Source organism: Bacillus sp. B2-WWTP-C-10-Post-4, from assembly GCF_009183805.1.
Taxonomy (GTDB): domain Bacteria; phylum Bacillota; class Bacilli; order Bacillales; family Bacillaceae_G; genus Bacillus_A; species Bacillus_A cereus.
This window is the reverse complement of record NZ_WEII01000010.1, coordinates 15361-39880: the sequence shown is the minus strand read 5'-3', so window position 1 is coordinate 39880 and position 24520 is coordinate 15361. Positions and strand designations below refer to the sequence as shown.

The window sequence follows — 24520 nt, the reverse complement described above, 5'->3', positions numbered from 1 at the left end:
TATTTCATCACGTTTTTTGTATGAGTGGAAAAGTTAATAAAAAGGTTGTACCGATTCCTTTTTCACTTATAATATCAATTTTTCCATTCATAGCTTGAACAACACTGAATACGACCATCATTCCAAGTCCAGTACCTTTTTCTTTCGTTGAATAAAAAGGAGAGCCAAGACGTTTTACTTGTTCTGAATCCATACCGACTCCTGTATCTTTTATATATAACTGAATATGCTTATGATCAGGAACTAATGTGAAATAAAGATCACCGCCTTTTGGCATAGCCTCAATGCAATTTTTTAAAATATTTAATAAACATTGATTTAGTTTTTGCTTTTCACCAGCGATAAAAAAAGAAGTGCTTTGCTTTATATAATGAGTACGTACATTTGTTAAATTAGCAAGCGGTGTAATTAACGACAATGCATGTAGTAATTCTTCTTCTAACTGTAATGTTTGTTCTTTTTCAATGCTTGGTTTAGCAAAGGTTAAATAATCTGTAAGAACATGATTTGCTTGTTCGATGCCATTAATGGCAATGTCGATATATAATTTTCGTTCCTGCTCAGTGCATGTACCTGATTGTAACAGTTGTAAAAAACCTTTCGTTGAAGTTAATGGATTGCGAATTTCATGAGAGATAGACGCTGCCATTTCACCAATTAAATGAAACTTTTCAGCATTTATAAGTTCGTTTTGGAGACGAACTTGAGTTTGTAATATGTGTAGTAAATATAGAATTAGAATCGTACCAAGCATTGAACATAATTCATACACAATAATATGCGGTATATAATCAGTCTTATTTGTAACCTTTGAAAGGAAGAAGGGTATCCAACTAAATCCGTATGTGAGACTGTAGATAATAGCAAGTGTTATTTTTATACGATTAGAAGTTCGATTGAAAAATTTATATGTTAATAATAGAACAATAAATAGAAGAACAGAACCGATAAGAGATGGGAAAACACCTACCCCACCTAATAATAAGCGATATATGTTTAATACAACTAAGATAGAACCACCAGCAATAGGCCCTCCCGTTAATGTACCGACAATTAATACAATATGGCGCATATCAAATTGAAAACCATTATTTGTTTTTGCTGCAAATGTAATACAGAGTACGGTAGCAAGGCAACAGAGTACAATGAATATAGCTGAATTTAATTTAGGAGAGCGTTTCCCTTTTTGATTCCAAAATAAATGATATACGAGCATTGTAATCAGGATGAATAATATATTTAAAAAGAGATAAATAATAAAGGATTTCAGTGGGATGCCTCCTCTCTTCTTAGATTAAATTAATCATACTATAAAATGAAAGAAATGAAATAATAAATAGCGGAAAAATCAGAAATTTTTACGCTAGTATACAATATGTTACAATAAGCTGTGTCAATGAAAGAAGAAATTCCGTGCATCGCGCGGGAGAGGTTCGCGAACTCCCTCTATAAAAAACTATGGAAACAACAATATCCCTAGGTATTGTTTTGTTTTTTTATTGTGACAGTTCAAGAACGTTCTTTCTTCTTATTTATAGTAGAGAAGGAGAATGAGTGAAATGAAAAAAGAAAAAGCAGTTGTTGTTTTTAGTGGAGGACAAGATAGTACGACATGTTTATTTTGGGCAATAGAGCAGTTTGCAGAGGTAGAAGCTGTAACGTTTAATTACAATCAACGTCATAAGCTAGAAATTGATTGTGCAGCGGAAATTGCAAAAGAACTAGGAATAAAGCATACGGTACTAGATATGAGTCTATTAAATCAACTTGCTCCAAATGCGTTAACGAGAACGGATATGGAGATTACACATGAAGAAGGTGAATTGCCATCGACATTTGTAGATGGACGAAATTTACTCTTCTTATCATTTGCTGCTGTATTAGCAAAACAAGTTGGAGCACGTCATATTGTAACGGGTGTATGTGAAACTGATTTCAGTGGTTATCCAGACTGCCGTGACGTGTTTGTGAAATCGTTAAATGTTACTTTAAATTTATCTATGGATTACCCGTTTGTCATTCACACGCCACTTATGTGGATTGATAAGGCTGAAACATGGAAATTATCAGATGAACTTGGAGCATTTGAGTTTGTTCGAGAAAAAACATTAACATGTTATAACGGAATCATTGGTGATGGTTGCGGTGAATGTCCAGCATGTCAACTTCGTAAAGCAGGATTAGATACGTACCTACAAGAACGCGAAGGAGCGACTAACTAATGGATAACTTTTTTGGATTTCGCATCGTAGAGAATTTGCAAAAAATGGACAAGGATATTCAGCGTAAACAACTCAAATACCATAATAAAAGAGTAATGGTCAGCAAGGAATTTACATTTGATGCAGCACACCATTTACACTGTTATGAAGGGAAATGTAAAAACTTACACGGTCACACATATAAAGTTGTATTTGGAATTAGTGGATATGTAAATGAAATAGGTCTTGCAATTGACTTTGGAGATATAAAAGAAATTTGGAAAAATGAAATCGAAATTTATCTAGATCATCGTTATTTAAACGAAACGTTACCTGCAATGAATACGACTGCTGAAAATATGGTCGTTTGGATTTATGAAAAGATGGCAGAAGCACTAACAAAAGAGAATCGAGTGAACGAATATAAAGGAGCTCGCGTTGAATTTGTTCGTCTATTTGAGACGCCGACTAGTTATGCGGAAGTAAGACGGGAGTGGATGCTTGATGAGTAAAATCCCTGTCTTAGAAATATTCGGTCCGACTATTCAAGGTGAAGGAATGGTTGTAGGGCAAAAAACAATGTTTATCCGTACAGCTGGTTGTGATTATAGCTGTGCTTGGTGTGATTCTGCTTTTACGTGGGATGGATCAGCTAAAGATCAAATTAGACAGATGACACCAGAAGATATTTGGGATGAGCTTGTTGCAATTGGAGGAGAAAATTTTTCTCATGTTACGATTTCAGGTGGAAATCCGGCATTACTGAAAAATATTGAGTTTCTTCTTTCTATATTAAAAGAAAATGGAATGCGAACGGCAATTGAAACGCAAGGGAGTAAATGGCAAGATTGGTTACTTCAAATTGATGAGGTAACAATTTCTCCAAAACCACCAAGTTCAACGATGAAAACAGATTTTCATAAGTTAGATGCTATTATTCAGAAACTAGCAGGAAAAGATATTAGTTTAAAAGTAGTAGTATTCGATGATCATGATTTTGAATATGCAGTTAAGATGCACGAACGTTATCCAAAGGTACCATTTTTCTTACAAGTAGGAAACGATGATACAAAAACAGTGGATGATGCGATGCTTATAAAAAAATTATTAGATAAGTATGAATGGCTGATTGATAAAGCTGTAAATTGTAAAGAGATGAATGATGCAAAAGTATTGCCTCAGCTTCATGCGTTAGTATGGGGAAATAAGCGCGGCGTATAACGAGAAGGGATGTTTAAAATGACAGGAAGATTAGATGAAGATTTAAAAGATGTAACATTACTAGGGAATCAAAATACAAAATATTTATTTGAATATAGCCCAGAAATATTAGAGGTATTTGATAATAATCATCCAAACCGTGATTATTTTGTAAAATTCAATTGTCCTGAATTTACAAGTTTATGCCCGAAAACAGGACAACCAGATTTTGCAACAATTTATATTAGCTATATTCCAGAGCAAAAAATGGTAGAGAGTAAATCTTTAAAGTTGTATTTATTTAGTTTCCGCAATCATGGTGATTTCCACGAAGATTGCATGAACGTTATTATGAACGATTTAATTAAATTAATGGATCCGCGTTATATTGAGGTATGGGGGAAATTCACACCACGTGGTGGCATTTCAATTGATCCATACTGCAACTACGGGCGCCCAGGTACGAAGTATGAACAAATGGCTGACTACCGCATGATGAACCACGATCTATATCCGGAAACAATTGATAATCGTTAATAGAAAGAAAGGGCCTGTATAGTATACAGGCCCTTTCTTTCTATTATATTATGCATTTTGATTAATGACAGTATAGTTTTTATGACTTACAACTGTAAGAGGTTCCATATCTAGTTCTCTAAAATTCTTCATAATTGTTATATCAACAATAACAGAGTTTTGATTTACTTTTTGAACACGGCCTTGCATTCCACCTTTAAATTCGATGATATCTCCAGTTTCTGCGATCTGCATAAGCAACTCTCCTTGTTACAGTTTTCCCAAAAAAAGAATAAATTTGGGTTTTTTTATTTCCTCCTATTTTGAACCATATTTCCTACTTTGTAAATGTTTCCAAAGTAAAAATTCGAAAAATATTCACTTTTTGTAAGAAAATATGTAGAAAATCCATGTTTTTTAGAAAAAATAGCAAAAATGCGAGAATCTTTATATCGAGGTATAATGAAAAAGTAGAATAACCTGCTGAAGTGGGAGAAATTAGAGGCGGTAAAATGATGTTTGAATTTGTGGGGAGTGTTATAGCTTTAATTTTATTTTTATTTTCTTATATGCATTTAAAAAAGATTCGTCAATATGATACGAGTACATATTTTGATGGGATGGATGGTATCCATGCTTCGATAACACATGATAGTGGTGGGGAGATGTAAAGGTATATAACTTTATTTTCTTGCGTGGTATGATGTTTAGAACTAGTGCATAATAGAGTTCATAAGTGATGAATGGAGAGTGAAAAGAATGAAGATTTCTTTTATTCGTCATGGTTGTTTAAGTCGTATAAGAGAACCGATGACAATTAATTCATTTCACGAATGGATGAAACAGTATGATTCCGAGTCAATGATACAAAAAGCTAAAATGCCGATAGAAACAATAGAGGCAATTGAAGCAGCGAAATTTGTCTTAACAAGTGATCAAAGGCGTGCTGTACAATCAGCAGCTGAATTGACGGATTCTTTATCTTTTATGCAAAATTCTCTTTTTAGAGAAGCTGAAGTTCCTTCATGCTTTTTTGCTCCGAAGTGGTTGAAATGCACAATTAAGGTATGGATGTTCATTGGACGAACATTATGGATACTTGGCTACCATAAAGATGTTGAGTCTTATAAGGAAGTAAGAGAGAGGGTAAGGCAAGCGGCTTACCTGTTACATCGTTATGCTCTCGTACATGGAAGTATAGCTCTTGTAGGTCATAATTATGTGAATGTAATGATTGGTGCCGAACTGAGAGCGATGGGATGGTCTGGTTCTCCTATTTTGCACAGAGAGCCATGGGGATGTACAACATATACGTTTCACGAGGCGATGGATGGAAATATATTAAATACAAATTTAACATAAAAGCACACGATTTATATAAATCGTGTGCTTTCTTTTTAAGATATAGAAATTTTGACGTTTAATGGTTTTACGAGATGAGCATAAGGTTCCCCTACTAGCATAACAATTTCATCTTTTTTATAACCTAACTTTTCGTATAGTGAATAGGCGCGTTTGTTTTCTAAATTAACAAGTAAAGCGATTTTTTTATGCCCTTTTTCAGTTGCATAGATTTCGGCAGCTTCAATTAATTTAGAACCTATACCTTTTCCGCCGTGTGCACTTGAAACTGATAATGTATCAATGTAATACTCATCAAGCTCAGCTTCTTTTTCTAACGTAATTGATTCATCTTTATGTAATGCTCTTAAGTGATATACAATTGGTGCGTCAAGCTGTGTTGCTTCACTACCGTGATAAGCGACAATAATTCCAACTGCACTCTCGTCTTGTTCATAGACAAAACAGTTTTCGTAGCTCAGACGGTTATTTTCTTTTGAGAACCATGTCTCAAGTCCTAGTAATACTTCTGCTTCAACTGTGCTACCTGTGATTTTTTCAGCAATTTCATGCAGAGCATTATACAATAAAGGAGCTATTGCCATTGCATCTGTCTTTTTTGCTTTCCGAATCATAGTATCCCTCCTAGTTCTATTTGTATATTGTAGCATAGTGGTATGGAACTTTGCATAATTGAATGCCGAAATGTTTGATATAGAGAAGTAGCTATGTTAGTATATGATATTTAGTGGACATATAGTAAAACAATATTGTTTGCGAAATAACGAAAATAAAATCATGGCATAACAACGAGATAAAGTGAAACGTTAATCAGTAAGATTTTTTGTTCATTCTACGACTGATTAGTAGTCAACACCAATCGGACTACCTGCAAATAGCGGGATAAATTTACAGTTGTTGACCCATAGAATATAAGATAAAATAAAATATTGCAGAGAGGTGAAATACATGGATAAAGAATTAGCAAATACAATTTTAGATCAGCTAAAAAATGGTGAAATAAAGGAGTATGTTGTTACGAAAGATGTATTTTATACGTTCAGAGAAGTTGTTGTAAATAGAGAAGACTTTAAGCATTTCATTGGTAACGCACAGCGAGGCGGGCAAGTGATTTATACATATTCAGAAACGCCACGTTCATAAAGGAGAATTTTGATCAGCAGGGCATCTCTCACTGATTAGTAGCCTTCACCAAATGGACGTTTAATGCGGGATAAATAAAAGATAAAGGAGAGGGGAATTATGGGCGATTTTAAACAAGGCATTTTACCACATTGGGATTATATGTGGAAAGATAGAGCCGGCAATCGATTTATGGGAATGGTTATGTATCCAGAGAAACGAAAATGTTCAGCAAAAATGCTTCAGAAAATAAAAAGAGCATATGAAGAAGCAATAGAAATTAAAGTAACTGTACAAGTTCAACATACATATCAGTACGTAGAAGGACTGATTGTATACTTTGATGAAGAGGCTCCTGTATGTACAATGCTGGATAAAGATGAAAATCCACATCATATATTTGTAAAAGATATTTTGCGCATTGAGTACTCTGAATAAACTTTTCATAAATAAATTGAAGTTCCATAATAATAATCTTTTTCTATAATAGTTATCTTTTAGTATGTAACGAAAAACGAAAGTATATGTATAATATATTTAATAAGGTAAATTTGATAAATGTAATCGTTTTTTAGAGCAGATTATAGTTTCATATCTGTTCTTTTTTGCGTGATGCTGGAGAAATATATTTCTTCAGCATCTACCGTTTTATGACAAAATATATTGTTAACTTTTTTAAAAATAAGGTTAAATTCGTTGACAACTTTTTTGAAAAGCACTTTATTGACATGAGTTTTAGAATGTTGTTTCATAGTCATTGTATTGAAAAAAAACAGCTATCATGTCGAAAAGTAAAAGTTAAAAAAAGAAAGAATTTATACATATATCTTGTGTCTTATTTTGAAACGTAATACAATATATAGAGAAATCAAGAACAACATATAGAGAATATAGATTTGAGAGGGAGGGTCGGAAATGTTAGTTGCATATGATTCTATGACAGGAAACGTGAAGCGTTTCATTCACAAATTAAATATGCCGGCCGTTCAAATTGATGAAGATCTAGTAATAGATGAAGACTTTATTCTTATTACGTATACAACAGGTTTTGGAAATGTACCAGAACGTGTTTTAGACTTTTTAGAGCGCAATAATGAAAAATTAAAAGGCGTATCTGCAAGCGGCAATCGTAACTGGGGAGACATGTTCGGTGCAAGTGCTGACAAGATTTCTACTAAATATGAAGTGCCTATTGTATCAAAATTTGAGTTATCTGGAACAAATAACGATGTAGAATATTTTAAGGAAAGGGTGCGGGAGATTGCGACACATTGAACTGAATAATGAAATCACGCAAATGCAGGACGGTTTTTATCAGCTTCATAAAGATAAAGAGGCATTAGAAGTCTTTATGGAAGAAGCTAGAGAGAATACCGTTCCTTTTAATAGCGTGGCAGAGCGAATGGAGTATATGAAAGAACATGATTACTATTACAACGTTCTGGACGAGTATAGCTTGGAGGAAGTAGAGGAAGTATATAACATCGCTTATGGTGAAAACTTCGAGTTCCAATCTTATATGGCAGCATCTAAGTTCTACAAAGATTATGCGTTAAAAACGAATGATCAAAAACAATACTTAGAAAGCTATGAAGATCGTGTAGCAATTGTTTCATTATACTTAGGACGCGGTGATGTTTCGAAAGCAAGACAATTCGCAAGCATGATTGTAAAACAAAACTACCAACCAGCGACACCAACCTTTTTAAATGCGGGAAGAAGCAGAAGAGGAGAAATGGTGTCTTGTTTCTTGTTAGAGATGGATGATAGCTTAAATTCAATTGGCTTTAACATTAATACTGCGATGCAATTATCAAAAATCGGCGGGGGAGTAGCTTTAAACTTATCTAAGCTACGCGCACGTGGTGAGCAAATTAAAGGTATCGACAACGCTGCAAGTGGCGTAGTACCTGTTATGAAATTGCTTGAAGATTCGTTTTCATATGCGAATCAGCTTGGCCAACGAAAAGGTGCCGGTGCAGTATATTTAAACATTTTCCATTGGGATATTATTGAATTCCTTGATACAAAAAAAATAAATGCCGATGAGAAGAGCCGTATTCAGTCTCTATCAATCGGAATTATCGTTCCAAGTAAGTTCTTTGAGCTTGCTGAGAAAAACGAACCTTTCCATGTTTTCGCGCCTTATACGGTTTATAAAGAATATGGCAAGCATTTAGATGATATTGACATTGATGAAATGTACGATGAATTAATGAGCAATCCGAAAGTGAAGAAGAAGCCACTAGATATTAGTGCACGTGATATGCTTATTAAAATCGCTATGATTCAGCTTGAGTCTGGTTACCCATACTTAATGTTTAAATCAAATGCAAATAATCAACATCCATTGAAGGATATTGGAACTGTGAAGATGTCGAACTTATGTACAGAAATCTTCCAGCTTCAAGAAACTTCAGAAATAAATGATTACGGTACAGATGACATTATCCGTCGTGATATTAACTGTAACTTAGGATCATTAAATATCGTAAACGTAATGGAAAATAAAGAAATTCGTGAAGCAGTTCATGCGGGAATGGAAGCTTTAACAGCTGTTTCTGATATGACGATTATTCCGAATGCACCAACTGTGAAAAAAGCAAATGACGAGCTTCATTCAGTTGGACTTGGAGCAATGAACTTACACGGATATTTAGCAAAAAATAAAATCGCTTATGAAAGTGCAGAAGCGAAAGAATTCGCTCGTACATTCTTTATGATGTTAAATTACTATTCTATTGAGAAAAGTATGGAAATCGCTACAGAAAAAGGCGAGACATTTAAAGACTTCGATAAATCTGATTATGCGAATGGCACATACTTCGAAAAGTATGAAACGACAGATTACAGTCCAGTAACTGAAAAAGTTCAGCAACTATTTGAAGGAATTCATATTCCGACAAAAGAAGATTGGACAAGTTTAAAAGAGCAAGTGCAGAAGAATGGTTTATATAACTCATATCGTCTTGCCATTGCTCCAACACAATCAATCAGTTACGTTCAAAATGCAACTTCAAGCGTAATGCCGATCGTAAGTCAAATCGAATCAAGAACATATGCGAATGCGACAACATATTATCCAATGCCGTATTTATCAAAAGATACGTTCTGGTACTATAAATCTTCTTACGATATGAATCAGTTTAAATTAATTGATTTAATCGCAGAAATTCAAGAACATATTGACCAAGGAATTAGTACAATTCTTTACGTTAATAGTGATATTTCAACACGTGAATTAGCACGTTACTATATCTATGCACATAAAAAAGGCTTAAAGAGTCTGTATTATACGAGAACACGTAAATTAAGCGTGGAAGAGTGTGTGGCTTGTACCGTTTAATATAAAAAGTGAGACATGATGAGCAGGGTTTTCTGAACCCTGCTCATGCTTAGTTATCATATTTAGAGAAGGGGCGATTTAATGCGTGCGGTAAACTGGAACAAAAAAGAAGATGATTTTAGTTTAATGTTTTGGAAGCAAAACATCGCTCAGTTTTGGACAGAAGAAGAAATTGCGGTTTCGTCTGACAAAAATACTTGGGTGCAATTATCGAAAGAAGAGCAAATTGCTTATAAGCGTGTATTAGGTGGTTTAACACTTTTAGATACGAAACAAGGTGGCGAAGGAATGCCACTTGTACTTGTTCATCTTGAAAATTTACAAGCGAAAAGTGTATTAGCTTTCATGGGAGCTATGGAAGAAGTACATGCGAAAAGTTATAGTCACATTTTCACAACACTAGCTACAGAAGAAGAGATTGATGATATTTTTGACTGGGTAGACAATCATCCGTTACTTGAGAAAAAAGCTGGTATTATTACTAGTTACTATCGTCGTTTATTAAAGCCTGAAGTAACAAAAAAAGAGTTATACATGGCAATGGTAGCAAGTGTGTTCTTAGAAAGTTACTTATTCTATAGCGGATTCTTCTATCCACTTTACTTAGCTGGTCAAGGAAAACTAACAGCAAGTGGTGAGATTATCAACTTGATAATTCGTGATGAGTCAATTCACGGCGTATTCGTCGGTATTTTAGCACAACAAATCTTCGCAGAACTTTCTGCAGAAGAGCAACAAGAAGTGCAAAAAGAAACACAAGAGTTATTAATGGAACTATATGAAATTGAAATGGCCTATACAGAAGAAATTTACACTTCTATCGGTCTTGTAGAAGATGTAAATCGTTTCGTTCGTTACAATGCAAATAAAGGGCTTATGAACTTAGGGCTTGAGCCGAAGTTTGAAGAAGAAGAAATTAACCCAATCGTTTTAAATGGTTTACGTACAGATACGAAAAACCATGATTTCTTCTCTGTAAAAGGAAATGGTTACGTAAAAGCAACGAACGTTGAAAAGTTAGCTGACGATGACTTCGTGTTTAACTTTTAATATAGGATTATAAAGAAAAACTGTCTTATTCATTGATAAGACAGTTTTTCTTTATAATTTTGTTTACATAACACTATTATTTTTGTATAGCGATTTATATTTGGGAAGTTCTATTCGTTTAACGGATAGAACTTTTTTGTAATTAAATGGGTATTTACAAACCTTTTGTATCGGTGTATTATTTAACTAGTACACTGATACAAAAGGAGGGAAGAAATGAAAATAGAGTTTTCTCCAAATACACCAATTTACATTCAGGTAATGGAATACATAAAAAAAGAGATCGTAACAGGACATTTATTACCTGGTGATAAAATTCCCTCGGTCCGTGAATTAGCGAGTGAATTACAAGTGAATCCAAATACGATTCAGCGTACATTTCAAGAGCTAGAACGGGATGGAGTTGTTGTCACACGTAGAGGAATGGGACGGTATGTAACGAATGAAGGGGAGAAAATTATGGAGCTACGAAAAGAGATGGCGAAAGAATTACTTCATTCTTTTATAGATGGAATGGACAATTTAGGTTTTTCAGAAGAAGAAATTCTTACAATTCTTCGTTCTTCATTACATGAGAAAAGGGAGGAGAGCGAATGACAGAGCTATTAAAAATAGAAAATTTATGGAAGAGATACGGATTAAAAGCAGTGATTCGTGAATTAAACATAGAGATTCCGGAAGGGAAAATCGTTGGGCTTGTTGGAGATAACGGGAGCGGGAAAACGACGTTATTGAAAATGATTGCAGGCTTGCAACACCCTTCTGAAGGTAGTATTACAATAGACGGTAAAAAGGTAGGATTACAGACGAAAGAAATCGTTTCATTTATGTCCGATAAGCCAATCTTTGATGATTGGATGACTGTAAAAGACGCTTTATTTTTCTACCGGGATTTTTACAATGATTTCGATATTCAAAAAGCGGTAGATACGATTGCAGAATTTAAAATACCGTTAGAAGAAAAAATTACAGCTTTATCAAAAGGTATGGTTGAAAAGCTTCAAATTATATTAACGTTTTCGAGGAAAGCGAAGTTATACGTATTAGATGAACCGCTTGGCGGGATTGATCTTGTTTCTAGAGAGCACATATTGAATCTCATTCTACAATTTTATAGAGAAGATTGTACGATACTAATCTCGACGCACTTAATAAACGAAGTTGAAAATATTTTTGATGAAGTGATCTTTTTAAAAGATGGGGAAATTGTATTGTATGAAAATGTAGAAGAGTTACGTTTTCAGAGAGGAAAAGCTGTTACAGAGGTGTTTAAGGAGGTGTTTAGTAGATGAAGCCGAGCTTAATATATATGTACAATATAAATAAAAAGCAAATAATTATTTCTTTGTTAACATTTATATTCGTTGTCGCTGTAGCTTTCGTAAGTTTGGGGAATTATATTAAGCAAGAATCAGGAGAAGTAAGACAAACAATTATAGTTAGTTTCGTTATTCTAGTATATATAACTTTTTTAGCAATGATAGTTATTCAGGCGGTGTCTGCATTTGGAAAAATGACTGAAAGCACATTATTTCGGTTAACATCGATATCCGGTAAAAAGATTGTTTTAGCAATATTGTTATACTCTGTAATTTATTTACTTATTTTCGAATTAATAGGATCTATTTTTTTATATGGTATTTCTATGAAAATAATAAAAGGTACAGAGCTCTATGAGGTATTATTTACTTAAAGTGTATTCAATCCACTAAAGCACCTCTTTAGTACTATGTTATATGTATTTAATTTATCAAGCATATTGCTAGTATTACTTTTTTCAGTAGCAAGCGTTAAAGTGTTTTCTTTGAAAAAGAAGAAGTTAAAATATCCACTGGTATTTTTCTTATTTTTACTAGTAACAAAATTATTAGGTACTATATATGGAATGTTGGGTGGTCTTGCACCTACTACGCCTTTAATAGCAAAGTTAGTATATATAGATGAATCATCAGAAGTGAATGTGTTTCTCTATCCAGAAAAACTTATGAATTTATATAGTATTGCTTTTTCAATCGGTATATTTGTTCTACTTATTTATATAACAGGTCGCATTATCGATAAAAAACTAGAAGTCTAAAGGAGGAATCAGCATTGGGAAACGTAGTAGTAAAGTTAGAGAATGTTCGAAAAAAGATTGGTGGAACGGAAATTATTCGTGGTTTATCATTTGAGGTTCGTGAAGGAGAAGTATACGGATTCCTTGGGCCGAACGGTAGCGGTAAGACGACGACGATCCGTATGATGACAGGTCTTATTTCAATGACAGAGGGCGATATTACAATTTGTGGACATAGTATTCGCTCGGAGCGTGAAAAGGCACTAGAGCAAATTGGAGCGATTGTAGAAAATCCTGAACTATATGATTATATGACAGGAATGCAAAACTTAAAGCATTTTGCGAATATGGCCATTACACCAATTAGTAAAGAGCGCATTGCTGAGATTATAAAGCTTGTTGAGTTAGAGCATGCGATTCATAAAAAGGTGAAAACATATTCACTTGGCATGAAACAACGTTTAGGAATTGCACAGGCATTACTTCATCAGCCGAAAATCTTAATTTTAGATGAGCCGACAAATGGATTAGATCCAGCTGGTATTCGCCAAATTCGTGATTATTTACAACGTTTAGCGAAAGAAGAGAATATTGCTGTAATCGTATCAAGTCACTTATTGAGTGAAATTGAATTAATGTGTGATCGCGTTGTTATTATTAAACAAGGTGAGTTTGTACAAGAGTACAACTTACATGAAAAAGTGAAACATGATGAGGCAGTCGTTGTAGCGTTTGAAGTAGATGAAGTTCAGAAAGCAAATGAAATCATTAAAGGCAAAGCAAAAGGGAATGTAATTGTAGCATCTGTAACAAAAGACAACATTCCACAACTTGTAAAAAAACTTGTTCATGCTGATGTGCTTGTATATGGCGTTACTGTTCAAAATAAAACGTTAGAGGATGAGTTCTTAGCGATTACTGGGGGAGTGAAAGCGTAATGTTTAAATTAATTCAAAATGAATTTTTAAAGTTGCATGCGAAAAAAGGTATGTATATTTTAATTGGTGTCATTGCGGCACTCGAAATTTTAGGTACTTTAGCAATGTTGAAGTGGGGAAAAGGTGATGAGTTTAAGGGGTCATATTTAGATTATGCAAACTCAGAGATTGGCTTAATTGTTTTATTTACAACGATTTTTGGGATTACACTTGCTGCCCGTACTCTTACTGATGAGTTCCAAAAGGGTACAATTAAACAATTGTTAATCCGTCCAAGAAAAAGACTTGCAGTTTTATTTTCTAAATATATTACAGTGTTATTAGCAATGTTATTTATCGTATTAGCTGGTATGCTAATTGCAATGATTATTGGCGGTATTGTAATGGATGGTAGTAAAACAGAATTAACATTAGGAATCGTAATGAAGTCCACTTTATATCAACTACTTTCACCGTTCTTTTTTGCAACACTTGCATTTTTCCTAGCAAATGTCTTTAGAAAATCTGTATTACCATTAATTATTACGATGTTCCTATTCTTCTTACAAGGTGCAATTAATATGGTATTAATAATGTTTGCAAAAGGTGTAGCGAAGTTTGTAGTATTCAACCATTTGGATTTAAGAGCTTACGATAGTAATAAATTAATCAATGGTGGAATGGAACCAACATTTACAGAATTTACGTTTACAACTTCATTATTACTTGTAGCTGCATACTTTGTTGTGTTACTTGTAGCATCAAGTGCATTATTCCAAAAACGTGACGTATTATAATAAAAGAAATCCCCGCTTGTAAAAACGGGGATTTTTATTACATAAATTTCTCTTAGATTGCAACCTGAAGAACAGCGATATGTTATTTTAAGAGATATGCTGTTTGAAATGATTTGAGAAAAATAGGAAGAATTTCAACTATATTCATATTATAATTTAGTTATCCTGCTATTTATAGGGAAAGGATTGCCTATAAAGTATTGATTAAAGTTTTATTGTATTTTTACTATCTTTGGGGGTGTTCTATATGCACTATGCATTTTCACGTATAAGGCTACGTAGCTTTTTTGGATGGATGATTATAGGGGTGCTCCTTATAATGATCCCATTAGGTCTAGCAAATGTTTCTGAGAATACGATGGAGGTTATTTCACAAATAACTGTATTTTTTGTATTTCCGTTACTTTGGCTATACGTAAAAACAAATAAAAATAATATTGTATTTAACAGTTTTTTTTATAAGCCAGGACATTTACCTTGGGGATTAATTGTATTAGCAACGATAATGGGAATGATTTTTTCAGTTGGCATATCTCAGATTCAATTTTACATATTAGCACATACGTTACCGAATTTCTTAGTTACTATGCTAGAAGACGGAAATGTTATTAATACGAGTAACGTATATATGACGATATTTACTTTCATTTCAGCATGTGTGTTAGCACCTATTATGGAAGAGGTTATTTTTAGGGGATTTTTCTTACAGCGAATGGCTTATAAATGGGGAATTAAAAAAGCTGTAATTATATCTTCAATTATTTTTGGCTTAGGACATTTTGATGTTATTGGTGCGTTCATGTTTGGTGTCGTTATGTGTCTTTTATATATAAAGACACAAAATATATGGACGAATATAGCTGTGCACGCTCTAAATAATTTGATTGCAACAAGTATGCAATTTTTCGGTGGAGAAGAAAGTGGTACAATCTCAATTACTGAATTACAAGCGCAAAGTAATGTATGGATTGGTATCGGTCTTACAGTTGTTGGATTACTTTGGTTAATTCCTTATGTTTGGAAACAATGGCGTACAGTAGAAGAAGTTGGCGTGCCACGAGTACGTTTTATAAATGAGCAAAAAGTAGTGAGTTCATCACAAGAAAATGAAGTGTATAGTCAAGTGATCGTAACCGATAGATTGATGGCCATAGAGTTACCAGATGAGGCTGTAAATAAGCTTCGGTTAGAAGAAAATGATTATGTAACAGTATCTGTAGAAGAAGATAAAATCGTTATAAAGAAAGCACATAATAGATAATTAAAAAGTAGCTCCTTAGGAGCTACTTTTTAATTTGTAATAATTTCTACACGAAAATTATTACCGTTCTTTACATATTTAATATCTGTAACAGTGCGGACCGTCTTTAAAATCTCCACTTTTTCACCAATTCGTGGGATGGTTGGAACATTGTCCCAAATACCAAGCAAGTCATCTAATTGTGCCGTTTTTTCATAAAACCAGATTTTCAATGTAAAGCCCCTTTCTCGAACTTTATGTATTTTAATACATAATATATTATTTTTATTCTTATTGTAAGGGGTTTTTTTATATTTTATGAATAAAAATAAATTAATCTTCTGGGAAGATATGTTCAATATCAGGAGTAAGAGATACTTCTGATAATACGATATGAGAAACGGTCGTTGCATATGAAGAAACATCATTGATAAATTCTTCCAGTTCAACGAGTGAAGGAACAGAAATTTTTACAATGTAGCATAAGCTTCCTGTTACTCGGTAACAAAAACTTGCAGATGGATAAGACTGAATAAACTGTTGCATACGTGTTGTATCACCATTTTTTAAAGTGATTTCTAAAATACAATCTAAAACGAGTCCTGCTTTTTTATAATCAATATCGATTGTGTATTTTTGAATAACACCTTCGCTTTCGAGCTTACGAACACGTTCTGAAGTAGATGGAGCAGATAAGTTTACTCGTTTCGCCAATTCACGCATCGAAAGGCGACTATCATTATATAATTCATTTAAAATTTTCCGATCAACACGGTCTAATTGCATTTGTAAATATACCTCCAGTAAAATAATGATTTTTGTAAAGGGAAAATATAAATTAAGATTCATATGAAATGTAAAGTGAACGTTATTTATTTTACAATAAAACAGAAGGAAATAGGAGGGGAAATGATGGAGAGAATTTCATTATCAAATGTAGGAGATACAAAGTTTCAAAAGTTATTAGGGCATAATTCGGATATATTACATTCGTGGAGTACGTTAGAAGATACACTGTACAATAAAGGAACTCTTTCAGCAGAGTTGAAGGAGCAAGTGAGAAGAACATTAGCGTATGGGAATGAATGTCCGTACTGTATGGCAAAAGGAAGACCTGATGATATGCAAAAGGCAGAGGAGATTGGTGTAGCAGTTACTTTTGCGCATACATTTGTTCATGACCGAAAAGCAATAGATGATACTATGTTTCACGTATTAAAACAATATTGGACAGAAAAAGAAATTGTAGAGCTTTGCGCCTATGTTTGCTTTATTACTGCGTCACAACAACTTGGTTTTCTATTTCAATTACAGCCAAATTAAGGGGGAAATGATGACAAATCAAATAGCACTTATCATAATCGATGTACAAAAGGCATTTCAATTACCAGATTGGGGCGAGAGAAATAATATTTTTGCTGAAGAAAACATGAGAATTTTATTAGAAGAATGGAGAAAAAGGGAACGACCAGTTTTTCATATTCAACATGTAAATAAAGAAAATGCTCAGTCAATGTTTTATGAGAGAGCGGAAACGGTAAACTTTAAAGAAGAAGTGCAACCACTACTTGGTGAAGTGGTTATTCAGAAATTCGTTAACAGCGCGTTCATTGGGACAAATTTAGAAGAGCAATTAAGAAAGAACAAATGTAATGCAGTAGTGGTTGTAGGATTAACGACAAATCACTGTGTGGAAACTACAACACGAATGGCAGGGAATTTAGGATTTACAACATATTTAGTGAGTGATGCAACGGCTACTTTTAACCGTAAAGGTTTAGATGGTAAGGAGTATAGTGCAGAAGATATTCACAATATGACACTTGTAAATTTACATGAAGAGTTTGCTACGATTGTGACGACAAAAGAAGTATTAAAATTATTTTAAGAAAATAATTGCAAATTATGTAGAAAAAAATAAGAATATTTCGTATAATCTAAGTACAATCATTTTGAAAATAGGGGTGGCATCATATGGAGCAAATTTCAGTAAAGAAATTAGAAGAGGTACTTGTTGTAGCAGGGGATGATAAACAGAAGCAAAAGGAATTTTATGAATTGCTCTTATCTACTGAGTTTTATGTTGCTGGTTCACTAGAAGCAGAGGATGGGGCAACAGAGGGAATACTTCGTTTGCGTCATTTCCAAGGAGAAGGTAGATGGATCGTTCCGTTCTTTACACAAATGGAATTTGTAAAAGATGTGTTGCCAGAAGGAACGCCCCTTATTACGATACGTGGGAAAGAGTTATTTGGTAGCATTGAGAAAGATGCTACAGCTGTATTAAATGTTGGTACTGATATAAGTAAAACATTTATTCCAGAAGAAATTGCAGATATCTCATCTGGACGAATTTTTAATTATTATAAGTAAAAGGAAAAGCGTAATCGCTTTTCCTTTTTAATTTGAATATGGAGTGGCTATACCGGAAGAAATAGAGACTGTTTTATTATTCGTGTTTATTGTCGCTGTAGCTCCAAGTGGAATACCGATGTTTGGACTTATATGTCCAATTGGTAAACCGAATAGGACCGGTATATGATATGGTGCGAAATATTCATATAATATTGCTTGCAATGATTGAGATGGCTTTGAAGGAGTGCAGTCGTGACAACTTGTGAAAATAACGCCCCTACATTCATTAAACTTTCCAGATAAAAGTAGCTGATTTAACATACGGTCAATGCGGTACGGTTCTTCACCAATGTCTTCAAGTAATAAAAGTGTATTGTCCGTATTTATCTCGTAGGGCGAGCCAATTATACTTGTTAACACAGCTAAATTTCCTCCAACTAACGTACCTGTAACTGTACTGTGAGAGCTAGGTACGATACATTCTGATGCAGATAAAATGGTTGAATACGGATGGAATAGCTGATTGAAAGAAGATAAAGAAAGAGAATCTACACCTTTCCCTAATTCTTCAACCATTGGGCCATGAAATGTCACAAGCTTTGCATAACGTGAAACAGCAGTATGTAAAGCTGTAATATCGCTATATCCCCAAAAGATTTTAGGGTTTTGCCGAATGATTTCATATTGAATGTGAGGGAGGAGACGAGCACTTCCGTAACCACCTCGTGCACAGAAAACGGCCTTCACTTCATTATTTGTAAATGCTTCATGTATATCGTCAAGCCGAACTTGATCACTTCCGGCTAAAAATCCATATTTCTCGTAAACACTCTTCCCGATTATTACGGATAACCCCATCTCTTGTAATACATTCACACCTTGTAATACATTTTCGATTGTAGGTGGACCAGATGGTGCAATGATCATTACTGTATCACCTTGTTTTAATGCATTTGGATAAATCATTAAGCTCAGCCTCCTTCTCTTTCAATATATTCGCTTCATATGAAGTTCAACCCTTGCAAAAGCAGGGGAAAGCTTATCAAATAAAGAAGATATAAAGGAAATAGGAGGGGAAATGATGTTTATAAGTCGAGTAACAGACATATTAAAAATTGAGTATCCCGTTGTTCAAGCCGGTATGGCAGGCGCGATTACGACGCCAGAACTTGTTGCAGCAGTAAGTAATAGCGGAGGATTAGGGACGCTTGGAGCGGGCTATATGAGCCCAGAACAAATTCGTGAAGCGATTTATAGAATAAGAGAACTAACAGATAAGCCGTTCGGTGTTAATTTACTTGTAACGAAAGAGATAGAAATAGAAGAAGAGAAGGTAAATGAGGCGAAAGTATTACTAAGCGGAGTGAATAGAGAATTAGGTATAGAAGTAGAAGGAACGTTAAAGCTTCCAAAAAGCTATAAGGAACAATTACAAGTGCTATTAGATGAAAAAGTACCGGTCGTTAGTTTTGCATTTCAAACGTTAGAAAAAGAAGAAATAAATGATTTAAAAAGAAGTGAAATAAAAGTTATCGGAACAGCTACCCATGTGAAGGAAGCGAAAGTACTTGCTGAGCTAGGAGTAGATATTATTATTGGGCAAGGTAGCGAAGCAGGAGGGCATAGAGGAACGTTTATTGGGAAAGAACGAGATGCTATGATTGGTACTTTTGCGTTGATACCTCAGTTAGTAGGGGCTGTTCCACATATCCCAATTGTCGCAGCAGGTGGTGTAATGAACGGACAAGGGCTTGTTGCGGCATTGGCACTAGGAGCAGAAGGTGTTCAAATGGGATCGGCCTTTTTAACAAGTGAAGAGAGTATTACGCACGATGTGTATAAAGAAGCGGTTTTACATAGTACAGATACGAGCACAACTGTAACTCGTGCGTTTTCTGGGAAATATGCGCGGGGTATTCGGAATGAATTTATAGAGAGACATGAAGGAAAAGAAGAAGGGCTACCGATGTATCCAGTGCAAAACGTATTAACTTCTAAAATACGCCAAGAGGCAGCGAAGCAAAATAAGGAAGAATATATGTCACTTTGGGCAGGACAGGCAGCATCATTAGCTCGAATCGAATCAGCTCAGCATGTAGTGGAGCGAGTTATGAAAGAAGCAGAGAATGCAATCGAACAATTACAAAATATATACAAAAAGACCACTTGAGTAATTCAAGCGGTCTTTTCATTAGTTTGCTTTATAAAATTGTTGGATGGCTTCGTCGATGTAAACCCAGCCTTTCCAACCTAAGTGCATATGATCTTTTAAGAAGTATTTATCGTATTCATGATTTGAGAAGTCGGCAATTGGATAACCAGCTTTTTCAATTTGCTCATGAACTTTCTTATAGTATGCTTCGCGGCGTTCTTTTGGGAAGCCAGCGTAGTCGTACCAAGGACCTTTTACAGGAACAGAAATGAAGAGTGGTTTTGCACCAGATTGTTTTAATAAATCAAGTACAATTTGTAAATCTTCATATTCTGGCGATTGGTCGTAAGCATCATTTTTTAAGTAACCTTCACGTTGCTTTAATTTTTTCTTAATTTTGCTATTGAAGTAACCATCTTCGATACCATATTCATTAGATCCAGATTCTGCTGCACCTGTTTGATCCGCATGTTTACGAGCTTCTTCCCAGTTCATTTGTTTTAATGAAGGATCGAGCTTCTCTTTGTGCGGTTTAATATTAAACATAGCTGTAAATAAATCTTTACGATCTAAAATGTTACGGTAAATATAAGCGAAAGGTTTAGCAGCAAGTGCTTTTACTTTATACTTCGTATCATCATAAGCGATGCCTTCAAGCGAGATTTTTAATAAAGTTTCTTTTTTTACAATCTCAAAGTTTAATAAACGCTTTGCAATTTGTTTTTTCATTTCAGGTTTTAAATCATTGTTGAAAATGAAGTGGTAACCTTGTTGTTTTGAAAAGTTAGGTGCAAAGTGCGTCTCGTCAATACCTTGTGGTACAAACCATTGCGGAGAAAGAACGAATACCATTTTCTTATCTTTCAATTGATCCATTGTAGATGCGAAGTTTAACACATGTACAAGGTCTTGTGTTCCGCCGCGTCCAAGAAGGAATGGCGTAAATCCTTCAGGCTTTACTTTAAAATAATTAGATGGATGGAAAGCATCCATACGTGCGAATTCCGATGAACCGTACATCGGAAGATATTTTGGATCTGCTAACATCTTTTGCTGTAAAATCATACTTTGAATTTTTTCTTCTTTTAAAGAAGTGGCAGCTTGTTCTACTTTTTCATCACTTAAAAGTGGAAGTAGGAAGCGCGTTGGAATAAGTAAGAATACAGCAAAAAGGGCCAATGCTAAAAGCATCGGACCAAATTTTGCTTTGTTCATCGGATTTCTTCCAACTTTTTAATAACCATGTTTGGTGTAGCCCACTCGTCACGGTCAAAATCAGAAATAGAAACTTCAATATCTAAACGCTCTTGGAATTCAACTAATAAAGATACTACAGCGAAAGAATCAAGGATACCTTCTTCAAATAATTGAACATCTAAGTTTTCTTTCACAATATCGTTTTCACATACTTCTTCTAAAATATCTAATACTTGCTCTTTGAATTCTGCCATTTTTAAAATCTCCTTTATATCCGAAATATATTATATGTGCAACTTCTTAATGGAATAAGAAGAGTGCATTAAAAGTATCTGTTAAGGTGTCCAGAGAAGATTAGGAAACCGAAACATACAACGTGGAACGTAATTACAATCGCAAGGATGCGTGTGAATTTATTGTTTGGCCAAAATTTATGCTTCTTGTTTTTTCGTTCGAAAATATCGAATAAAATAAACAGTGCGGCATGATAGAGACCATAAATAATATACTGCGCAACAGCGCTTCCTTGGATATGCCAAATTCCCATAATGAAGAAGTTTAAAAATGCACCGATATACGAAATTGTGTAACGGTTCTTAATTAACTTTTTCTTCGTTGCAAAAAATACGAAACGCATGTAGATGAAATCACGGAACCAGAATGATAAACTCATGTGCCAGCGGTTCCAGAAGTCTTTAATATTGCGACTAAGGAATGGCTTATTAAAGTTTTCTGGCGTTTTAACTCCCATCATATAACTTACACCAATTACAAAAGAGCTATAACCAGCAAAATCAAAAAATAGATATAAGCTATAGCTATACATGTAAATCATATTTGAAAAGATTGTATCGTGTTGAGCGAATGCTGGATCCATACAATATTGCTTTATTAAGTAAGCAATAATAAATTTATACAAGAAACCTTGGAAAATACGATTTAGTCCTGTATATAGTAAATTTTGATATTCTTCAGCGCTAGGTGGCTTTTGAATATCTTTTTGGAATCTACGGTAACGATCGATAGGTCCTGTTGAAATCGCAGGGAAAAATAAAACGAATTCCCAGAAGTTAAAGAAAGAAAGCTCTTTAATTAAACCATCACGAACTTCAAATACCATTTGAACTGCTCTGAATGTTACGTAAGATATACCTAGAAAAACAACAAGTTTTAACTCAGGTAGTAACGATGCAAATGGTGCGATTTTTGCCAAAATAAGAGGCAAAATCGATAAAATAACAGCTATGCAAAATGTGAATGTACTATTATTTTGTTTTCTTAAAATTAAATAGCCTTTAATTAGGGCATATTGCCAAATAATAAATGCGGCTAACATCATTGCTTGCTTCGGTTTATCTGAGAAGATAATAGCAATCATGACTAATGTTAATACTGCATTATATTTACGCAACATTTTACCTTTTAATCCAGCTATGATAGTAGGTATTAATAAAATGCCCACTATAGCGAAAAAATAAAATGATCCATATGCGGTCATGCTGTAACCTCACTCAATAATTTTTTGCGATCTACCTTTCCATTTGGTGTCATTGGAATAGAAGATTGATACATGAATTTACGTGGAATCATGTAGTTTGGTAATCGCTCATTGAGTTCTTTTTTGATTGCAGATGTTAATTTGAATTCTTTTTCAAATGAATGTTCTCCAGGAACAACAACCGCTAATAAATAATCGTATTTTTCACCTTTTTTAATTGGAACGATAACTGCACCTTCTACGTAAGAACACGCACGAAGGTGATGCTCAATTTCTTCTAATTCCATTCGATAACCATGCAGCTTAATTTGGAAATCAAGACGACCATTATAGAATAGAAGACCATTTTCAACATAGCCAGCATCGCCTGTTTTATAGGCGCGCTCACCGTCAATCATAGTAAATGCTTTTTCTGTTAATTCAGGGCTTCCTAAATATCCAACGCTTACGCTTGGACCGACAATTACGATTTCACCTTTTTCACCATCAGGTGCAATCGTGCCATCTTCTTTCATAATAAGAAGGCGACAGTCTGATTTACAATAGCCAACTGGAAGTGATTTGTATTGATTAAGCACTTCTTCTGTAACGTGAATACCTGTTACAGCGACAGTAGCTTCTGTTGGACCGTAAGTATTCATAATTGTTGCTTTTGGGAAACGCTCAATTAATTTTCTAGCCACTTCATTTGGTAACACTTCACCGCAGAATAAGAATGTTTTCATGTTCGGTAGCATACTTTCAGAGAAGGATGCTTCCATTAAACACATTTCAGCGAAAGAAGGTGTCGAAGTCCATACTTGAATATCCGATTGCTCTAAAGAAGCAAACAAGTCTTTTGGACGCGCAATCATATCTTTATCGATTGCCCAAAGTGTACCACCTGTTACTAATGATGGGTAAATATCCATTACAGATAAATCGAATGAGAAAGGTGCTTGATTTAAGAATACTTGCCCTGTTTGTAAGTTGAAATCTTCTACAGCCCATTTTGTAAAGCTAACAAGGCAGTTATAAGTAATCTGAACCCCTTTCGGATTACCTGTGCTTCCTGATGTGTAAATAATGTAGAAGTTCTCATCACCTTTTACCGCATGTTCAGGATTTGGAGTGTTCCCTTTATGAGTAAAGAAAATATCTTTTAAGTTGTCTTCACTTACGATGCGAACTGGTAAATCAGTTACAGTTACTGCTGTTGCCGATAAAAGTAATTTCGCACCAGAATTTTCAGCAATACGTTGTACACGATCAGCTGGGATAGATAAATCTACAGGAATGTAAGCATGTCCAGCTTTTACACATCCTAAAAAGTTAACAATCATTTCAGGTTGCATATGGCCATACACCATAATTGGTGAACGATCGTCTGGATACTCAGAAGAAATCCAATGTGCTAACGCATCAGAATCTTCCTTTAATTGTTTGTACGTAATTTTCGCATCTCGCCAAACAAAAGCGGTTTGATCAGGCGTTTCTGCAGCCCACTTTTCAATTTGTTCTAATAACTTCAT

General features: G+C 34.4%; 30 protein-coding genes, 1 pseudogene and 1 riboswitch. Of the genes and pseudogenes, 21 read left to right on the top strand and 10 right to left on the bottom strand.

Features of this window, described 5'->3' with window-relative positions; all coding sequences use genetic code 11:
* Positions 1-7: 7 nt before the first annotated feature.
* A complete protein-coding gene (gene kinB / locus GBN78_RS07515; protein WP_000964156.1) occupies positions 8-1216 on the bottom strand; it encodes a sporulation sensor histidine kinase KinB in 1209 nt (402 codons plus the stop codon).
* 206 nt (positions 1217-1422) lie between these two features.
* A riboswitch (PreQ1 riboswitch) is annotated at positions 1423-1466 on the top strand.
* Positions 1467-1559: 93 nt separating this feature from the next.
* Between kinB and queC the strand changes: the two genes are divergently transcribed.
* From queC to queF, 4 genes are read left to right on the top strand one after another with little or no spacing between them, the layout of a single operon-like run.
* Complete coding sequence (gene queC / locus GBN78_RS07510; RefSeq protein WP_098293498.1) at positions 1560-2222, top strand: 7-cyano-7-deazaguanine synthase QueC; 663 nt, start codon at positions 1560-1562, stop codon at positions 2220-2222.
* Entirely contained in the window at positions 2222-2713 is a 492-nt protein-coding gene (queD, locus tag GBN78_RS07505) for a 6-carboxytetrahydropterin synthase QueD (protein WP_000368414.1), read from the top strand. The genes queC and queD overlap by 1 nt, the downstream gene beginning before the upstream one ends.
* A complete protein-coding gene (gene queE / locus GBN78_RS07500) occupies positions 2706-3422 on the top strand; it encodes a 7-carboxy-7-deazaguanine synthase QueE (RefSeq protein ID WP_000036297.1) in 717 nt (238 codons plus the stop codon). Before queD ends, queE begins: the two co-directional genes overlap by 8 nt.
* A gap of 18 nt (positions 3423-3440) precedes the next feature.
* Positions 3441-3938, top strand: coding sequence for a preQ(1) synthase (queF, locus tag GBN78_RS07495; protein WP_001986050.1), 498 nt, complete (start codon positions 3441-3443; stop codon positions 3936-3938).
* Positions 3939-3986: 48 nt separating this feature from the next.
* On the opposite strand, the gene GBN78_RS07490 is transcribed toward queF, so the two are convergent.
* Entirely contained in the window at positions 3987-4172 is a 186-nt protein-coding gene (locus GBN78_RS07490) for a YkvS family protein (protein ID WP_001165082.1), read from the bottom strand.
* A gap of 260 nt (positions 4173-4432) precedes the next feature.
* Between GBN78_RS07490 and GBN78_RS30110 the strand changes: the two genes are divergently transcribed.
* Together GBN78_RS30110 and GBN78_RS07485 are read left to right on the top strand one after the other, a co-directional pair.
* Entirely contained in the window at positions 4433-4588 is a 156-nt protein-coding gene (locus GBN78_RS30110) for a hypothetical protein (RefSeq protein WP_000461432.1), read from the top strand.
* Between the two features lie 88 nt (positions 4589-4676).
* Positions 4677-5279: a histidine phosphatase family protein gene (locus tag GBN78_RS07485; protein WP_000703098.1), complete on the top strand. Its 603-nt coding sequence runs from the start codon at positions 4677-4679 to the stop codon at positions 5277-5279.
* A 35-nt stretch (positions 5280-5314) separates the two neighbouring features.
* Here GBN78_RS07485 and GBN78_RS07480 read toward each other — a convergent pair whose 3' ends face one another.
* Entirely contained in the window at positions 5315-5893 is a 579-nt protein-coding gene (locus GBN78_RS07480; RefSeq protein WP_000619549.1) for a GNAT family N-acetyltransferase, read from the bottom strand.
* Positions 5894-6227: 334 nt separating this feature from the next.
* On the opposite strand from GBN78_RS07480, the gene GBN78_RS07475 reads away from it, so the two are divergent.
* From GBN78_RS07475 to GBN78_RS07420, 11 genes and pseudogenes are all read left to right on the top strand, one after another.
* On the top strand, positions 6228-6422 hold the full coding sequence (locus GBN78_RS07475; RefSeq protein ID WP_000356684.1) for a hypothetical protein: 195 nt from the start codon (positions 6228-6230) through the stop codon (positions 6420-6422).
* Between the two features lie 99 nt (positions 6423-6521).
* Positions 6522-6839 carry a hypothetical protein gene (locus GBN78_RS07470; protein WP_000502197.1) on the top strand — a complete coding sequence of 106 codons (318 nt, stop codon included), beginning with the start codon at positions 6522-6524 and terminating at the stop codon, positions 6837-6839.
* A 477-nt stretch (positions 6840-7316) separates the two neighbouring features.
* Positions 7317-7676, top strand: a complete 360-nt coding sequence (nrdI, locus tag GBN78_RS07460) for a class Ib ribonucleoside-diphosphate reductase assembly flavoprotein NrdI (protein ID WP_000959447.1) — start codon at positions 7317-7319, stop codon at positions 7674-7676.
* Positions 7663-9747: a class 1b ribonucleoside-diphosphate reductase subunit alpha gene (gene nrdE, locus GBN78_RS07455; RefSeq protein WP_001215839.1), complete on the top strand. Its 2085-nt coding sequence runs from the start codon at positions 7663-7665 to the stop codon at positions 9745-9747. Before nrdI ends, nrdE begins: the two co-directional genes overlap by 14 nt.
* Positions 9748-9828: 81 nt before the next feature.
* On the top strand, positions 9829-10797 hold the full coding sequence (nrdF, locus tag GBN78_RS07450; protein ID WP_001203029.1) for a class 1b ribonucleoside-diphosphate reductase subunit beta: 969 nt from the start codon (positions 9829-9831) through the stop codon (positions 10795-10797).
* 216 nt (positions 10798-11013) lie between these two features.
* The gene (locus tag GBN78_RS07445) at positions 11014-11394 is read left to right on the top strand and encodes a GntR family transcriptional regulator (RefSeq protein ID WP_000687513.1); all 381 of its coding nucleotides are present in this window, start codon (positions 11014-11016) and stop codon (positions 11392-11394) included.
* Positions 11391-12089 (top strand): ABC transporter ATP-binding protein, encoded by a 699-nt coding sequence (locus GBN78_RS07440; protein WP_000137710.1) that lies wholly within the window; start codon positions 11391-11393, stop codon positions 12087-12089. Before GBN78_RS07445 ends, GBN78_RS07440 begins: the two co-directional genes overlap by 4 nt.
* A pseudogene (locus tag GBN78_RS07435) lies at positions 12086-12874 on the top strand (ABC transporter permease). Before GBN78_RS07440 ends, GBN78_RS07435 begins: the two are co-directional and overlap by 4 nt.
* A gap of 14 nt (positions 12875-12888) precedes the next feature.
* Positions 12889-13791 carry an ABC transporter ATP-binding protein gene (locus tag GBN78_RS07430; RefSeq protein WP_000528786.1) on the top strand — a complete coding sequence of 301 codons (903 nt, stop codon included), beginning with the start codon at positions 12889-12891 and terminating at the stop codon, positions 13789-13791.
* Complete coding sequence (locus tag GBN78_RS07425; protein WP_000475427.1) at positions 13791-14567, top strand: ABC transporter permease; 777 nt, start codon at positions 13791-13793, stop codon at positions 14565-14567. Before GBN78_RS07430 ends, GBN78_RS07425 begins: the two co-directional genes overlap by 1 nt.
* Positions 14568-14814: 247 nt before the next feature.
* Complete coding sequence (locus GBN78_RS07420; RefSeq protein ID WP_152127138.1) at positions 14815-15828, top strand: CPBP family intramembrane glutamic endopeptidase; 1014 nt, start codon at positions 14815-14817, stop codon at positions 15826-15828.
* Between the two features lie 29 nt (positions 15829-15857).
* Here the strand turns inward: GBN78_RS07420 and GBN78_RS07415 are convergent, their stop codons facing one another.
* Both GBN78_RS07415 and GBN78_RS07410 read right to left on the bottom strand, forming a co-directional pair.
* Complete coding sequence (locus GBN78_RS07415) at positions 15858-16040, bottom strand: DUF3913 family protein (protein WP_000707107.1); 183 nt, start codon at positions 16038-16040, stop codon at positions 15858-15860.
* Between the two features lie 100 nt (positions 16041-16140).
* Complete coding sequence (locus tag GBN78_RS07410) at positions 16141-16593, bottom strand: Lrp/AsnC family transcriptional regulator (RefSeq protein WP_001175505.1); 453 nt, start codon at positions 16591-16593, stop codon at positions 16141-16143.
* 126 nt (positions 16594-16719) lie between these two features.
* On the opposite strand from GBN78_RS07410, the gene GBN78_RS07405 reads away from it, so the two are divergent.
* The 3 genes from GBN78_RS07405 (at position 16720) to GBN78_RS07395 (ending at position 18180) form a co-directional block, all read left to right on the top strand.
* Positions 16720-17130: a carboxymuconolactone decarboxylase family protein gene (locus tag GBN78_RS07405; protein WP_000439753.1), complete on the top strand. Its 411-nt coding sequence runs from the start codon at positions 16720-16722 to the stop codon at positions 17128-17130.
* Between the two features lie 10 nt (positions 17131-17140).
* Positions 17141-17695, top strand: a complete 555-nt coding sequence (locus GBN78_RS07400; protein ID WP_000184430.1) for a cysteine hydrolase family protein — start codon at positions 17141-17143, stop codon at positions 17693-17695.
* 86 nt (positions 17696-17781) lie between these two features.
* Positions 17782-18180 carry an SseB family protein gene (locus GBN78_RS07395; RefSeq protein ID WP_000435266.1) on the top strand — a complete coding sequence of 133 codons (399 nt, stop codon included), beginning with the start codon at positions 17782-17784 and terminating at the stop codon, positions 18178-18180.
* 27 nt (positions 18181-18207) lie between these two features.
* Here GBN78_RS07395 and GBN78_RS07390 read toward each other — a convergent pair whose 3' ends face one another.
* On the bottom strand, positions 18208-19128 hold the full coding sequence (locus GBN78_RS07390) for a S66 peptidase family protein (RefSeq protein WP_000640076.1): 921 nt from the start codon (positions 19126-19128) through the stop codon (positions 18208-18210).
* A gap of 115 nt (positions 19129-19243) precedes the next feature.
* On the opposite strand from GBN78_RS07390, the gene GBN78_RS07385 reads away from it, so the two are divergent.
* Entirely contained in the window at positions 19244-20332 is a 1089-nt protein-coding gene (locus GBN78_RS07385) for an NAD(P)H-dependent flavin oxidoreductase (RefSeq protein WP_000470900.1), read from the top strand.
* Positions 20333-20353: 21 nt separating this feature from the next.
* Here the strand turns inward: GBN78_RS07385 and dltD are convergent, their stop codons facing one another.
* The 4 genes from dltD to dltA form a co-directional block, all read right to left on the bottom strand.
* Positions 20354-21529, bottom strand: a complete 1176-nt coding sequence (gene dltD, locus GBN78_RS07380; RefSeq protein WP_001030268.1) for a D-alanyl-lipoteichoic acid biosynthesis protein DltD — start codon at positions 21527-21529, stop codon at positions 20354-20356.
* Positions 21526-21765 carry a D-alanine--poly(phosphoribitol) ligase subunit DltC gene (dltC, locus tag GBN78_RS07375; protein ID WP_000807310.1) on the bottom strand — a complete coding sequence of 80 codons (240 nt, stop codon included), beginning with the start codon at positions 21763-21765 and terminating at the stop codon, positions 21526-21528. The genes dltD and dltC overlap by 4 nt, the downstream gene beginning before the upstream one ends.
* A gap of 68 nt (positions 21766-21833) precedes the next feature.
* A complete protein-coding gene (dltB, locus tag GBN78_RS07370) occupies positions 21834-23009 on the bottom strand; it encodes a D-alanyl-lipoteichoic acid biosynthesis protein DltB (protein WP_000127931.1) in 1176 nt (391 codons plus the stop codon).
* Complete coding sequence (dltA, locus tag GBN78_RS07365; protein ID WP_000770512.1) at positions 23006-24520, bottom strand: D-alanine--poly(phosphoribitol) ligase subunit DltA; 1515 nt, start codon at positions 24518-24520, stop codon at positions 23006-23008. Before dltA ends, dltB begins: the two co-directional genes overlap by 4 nt.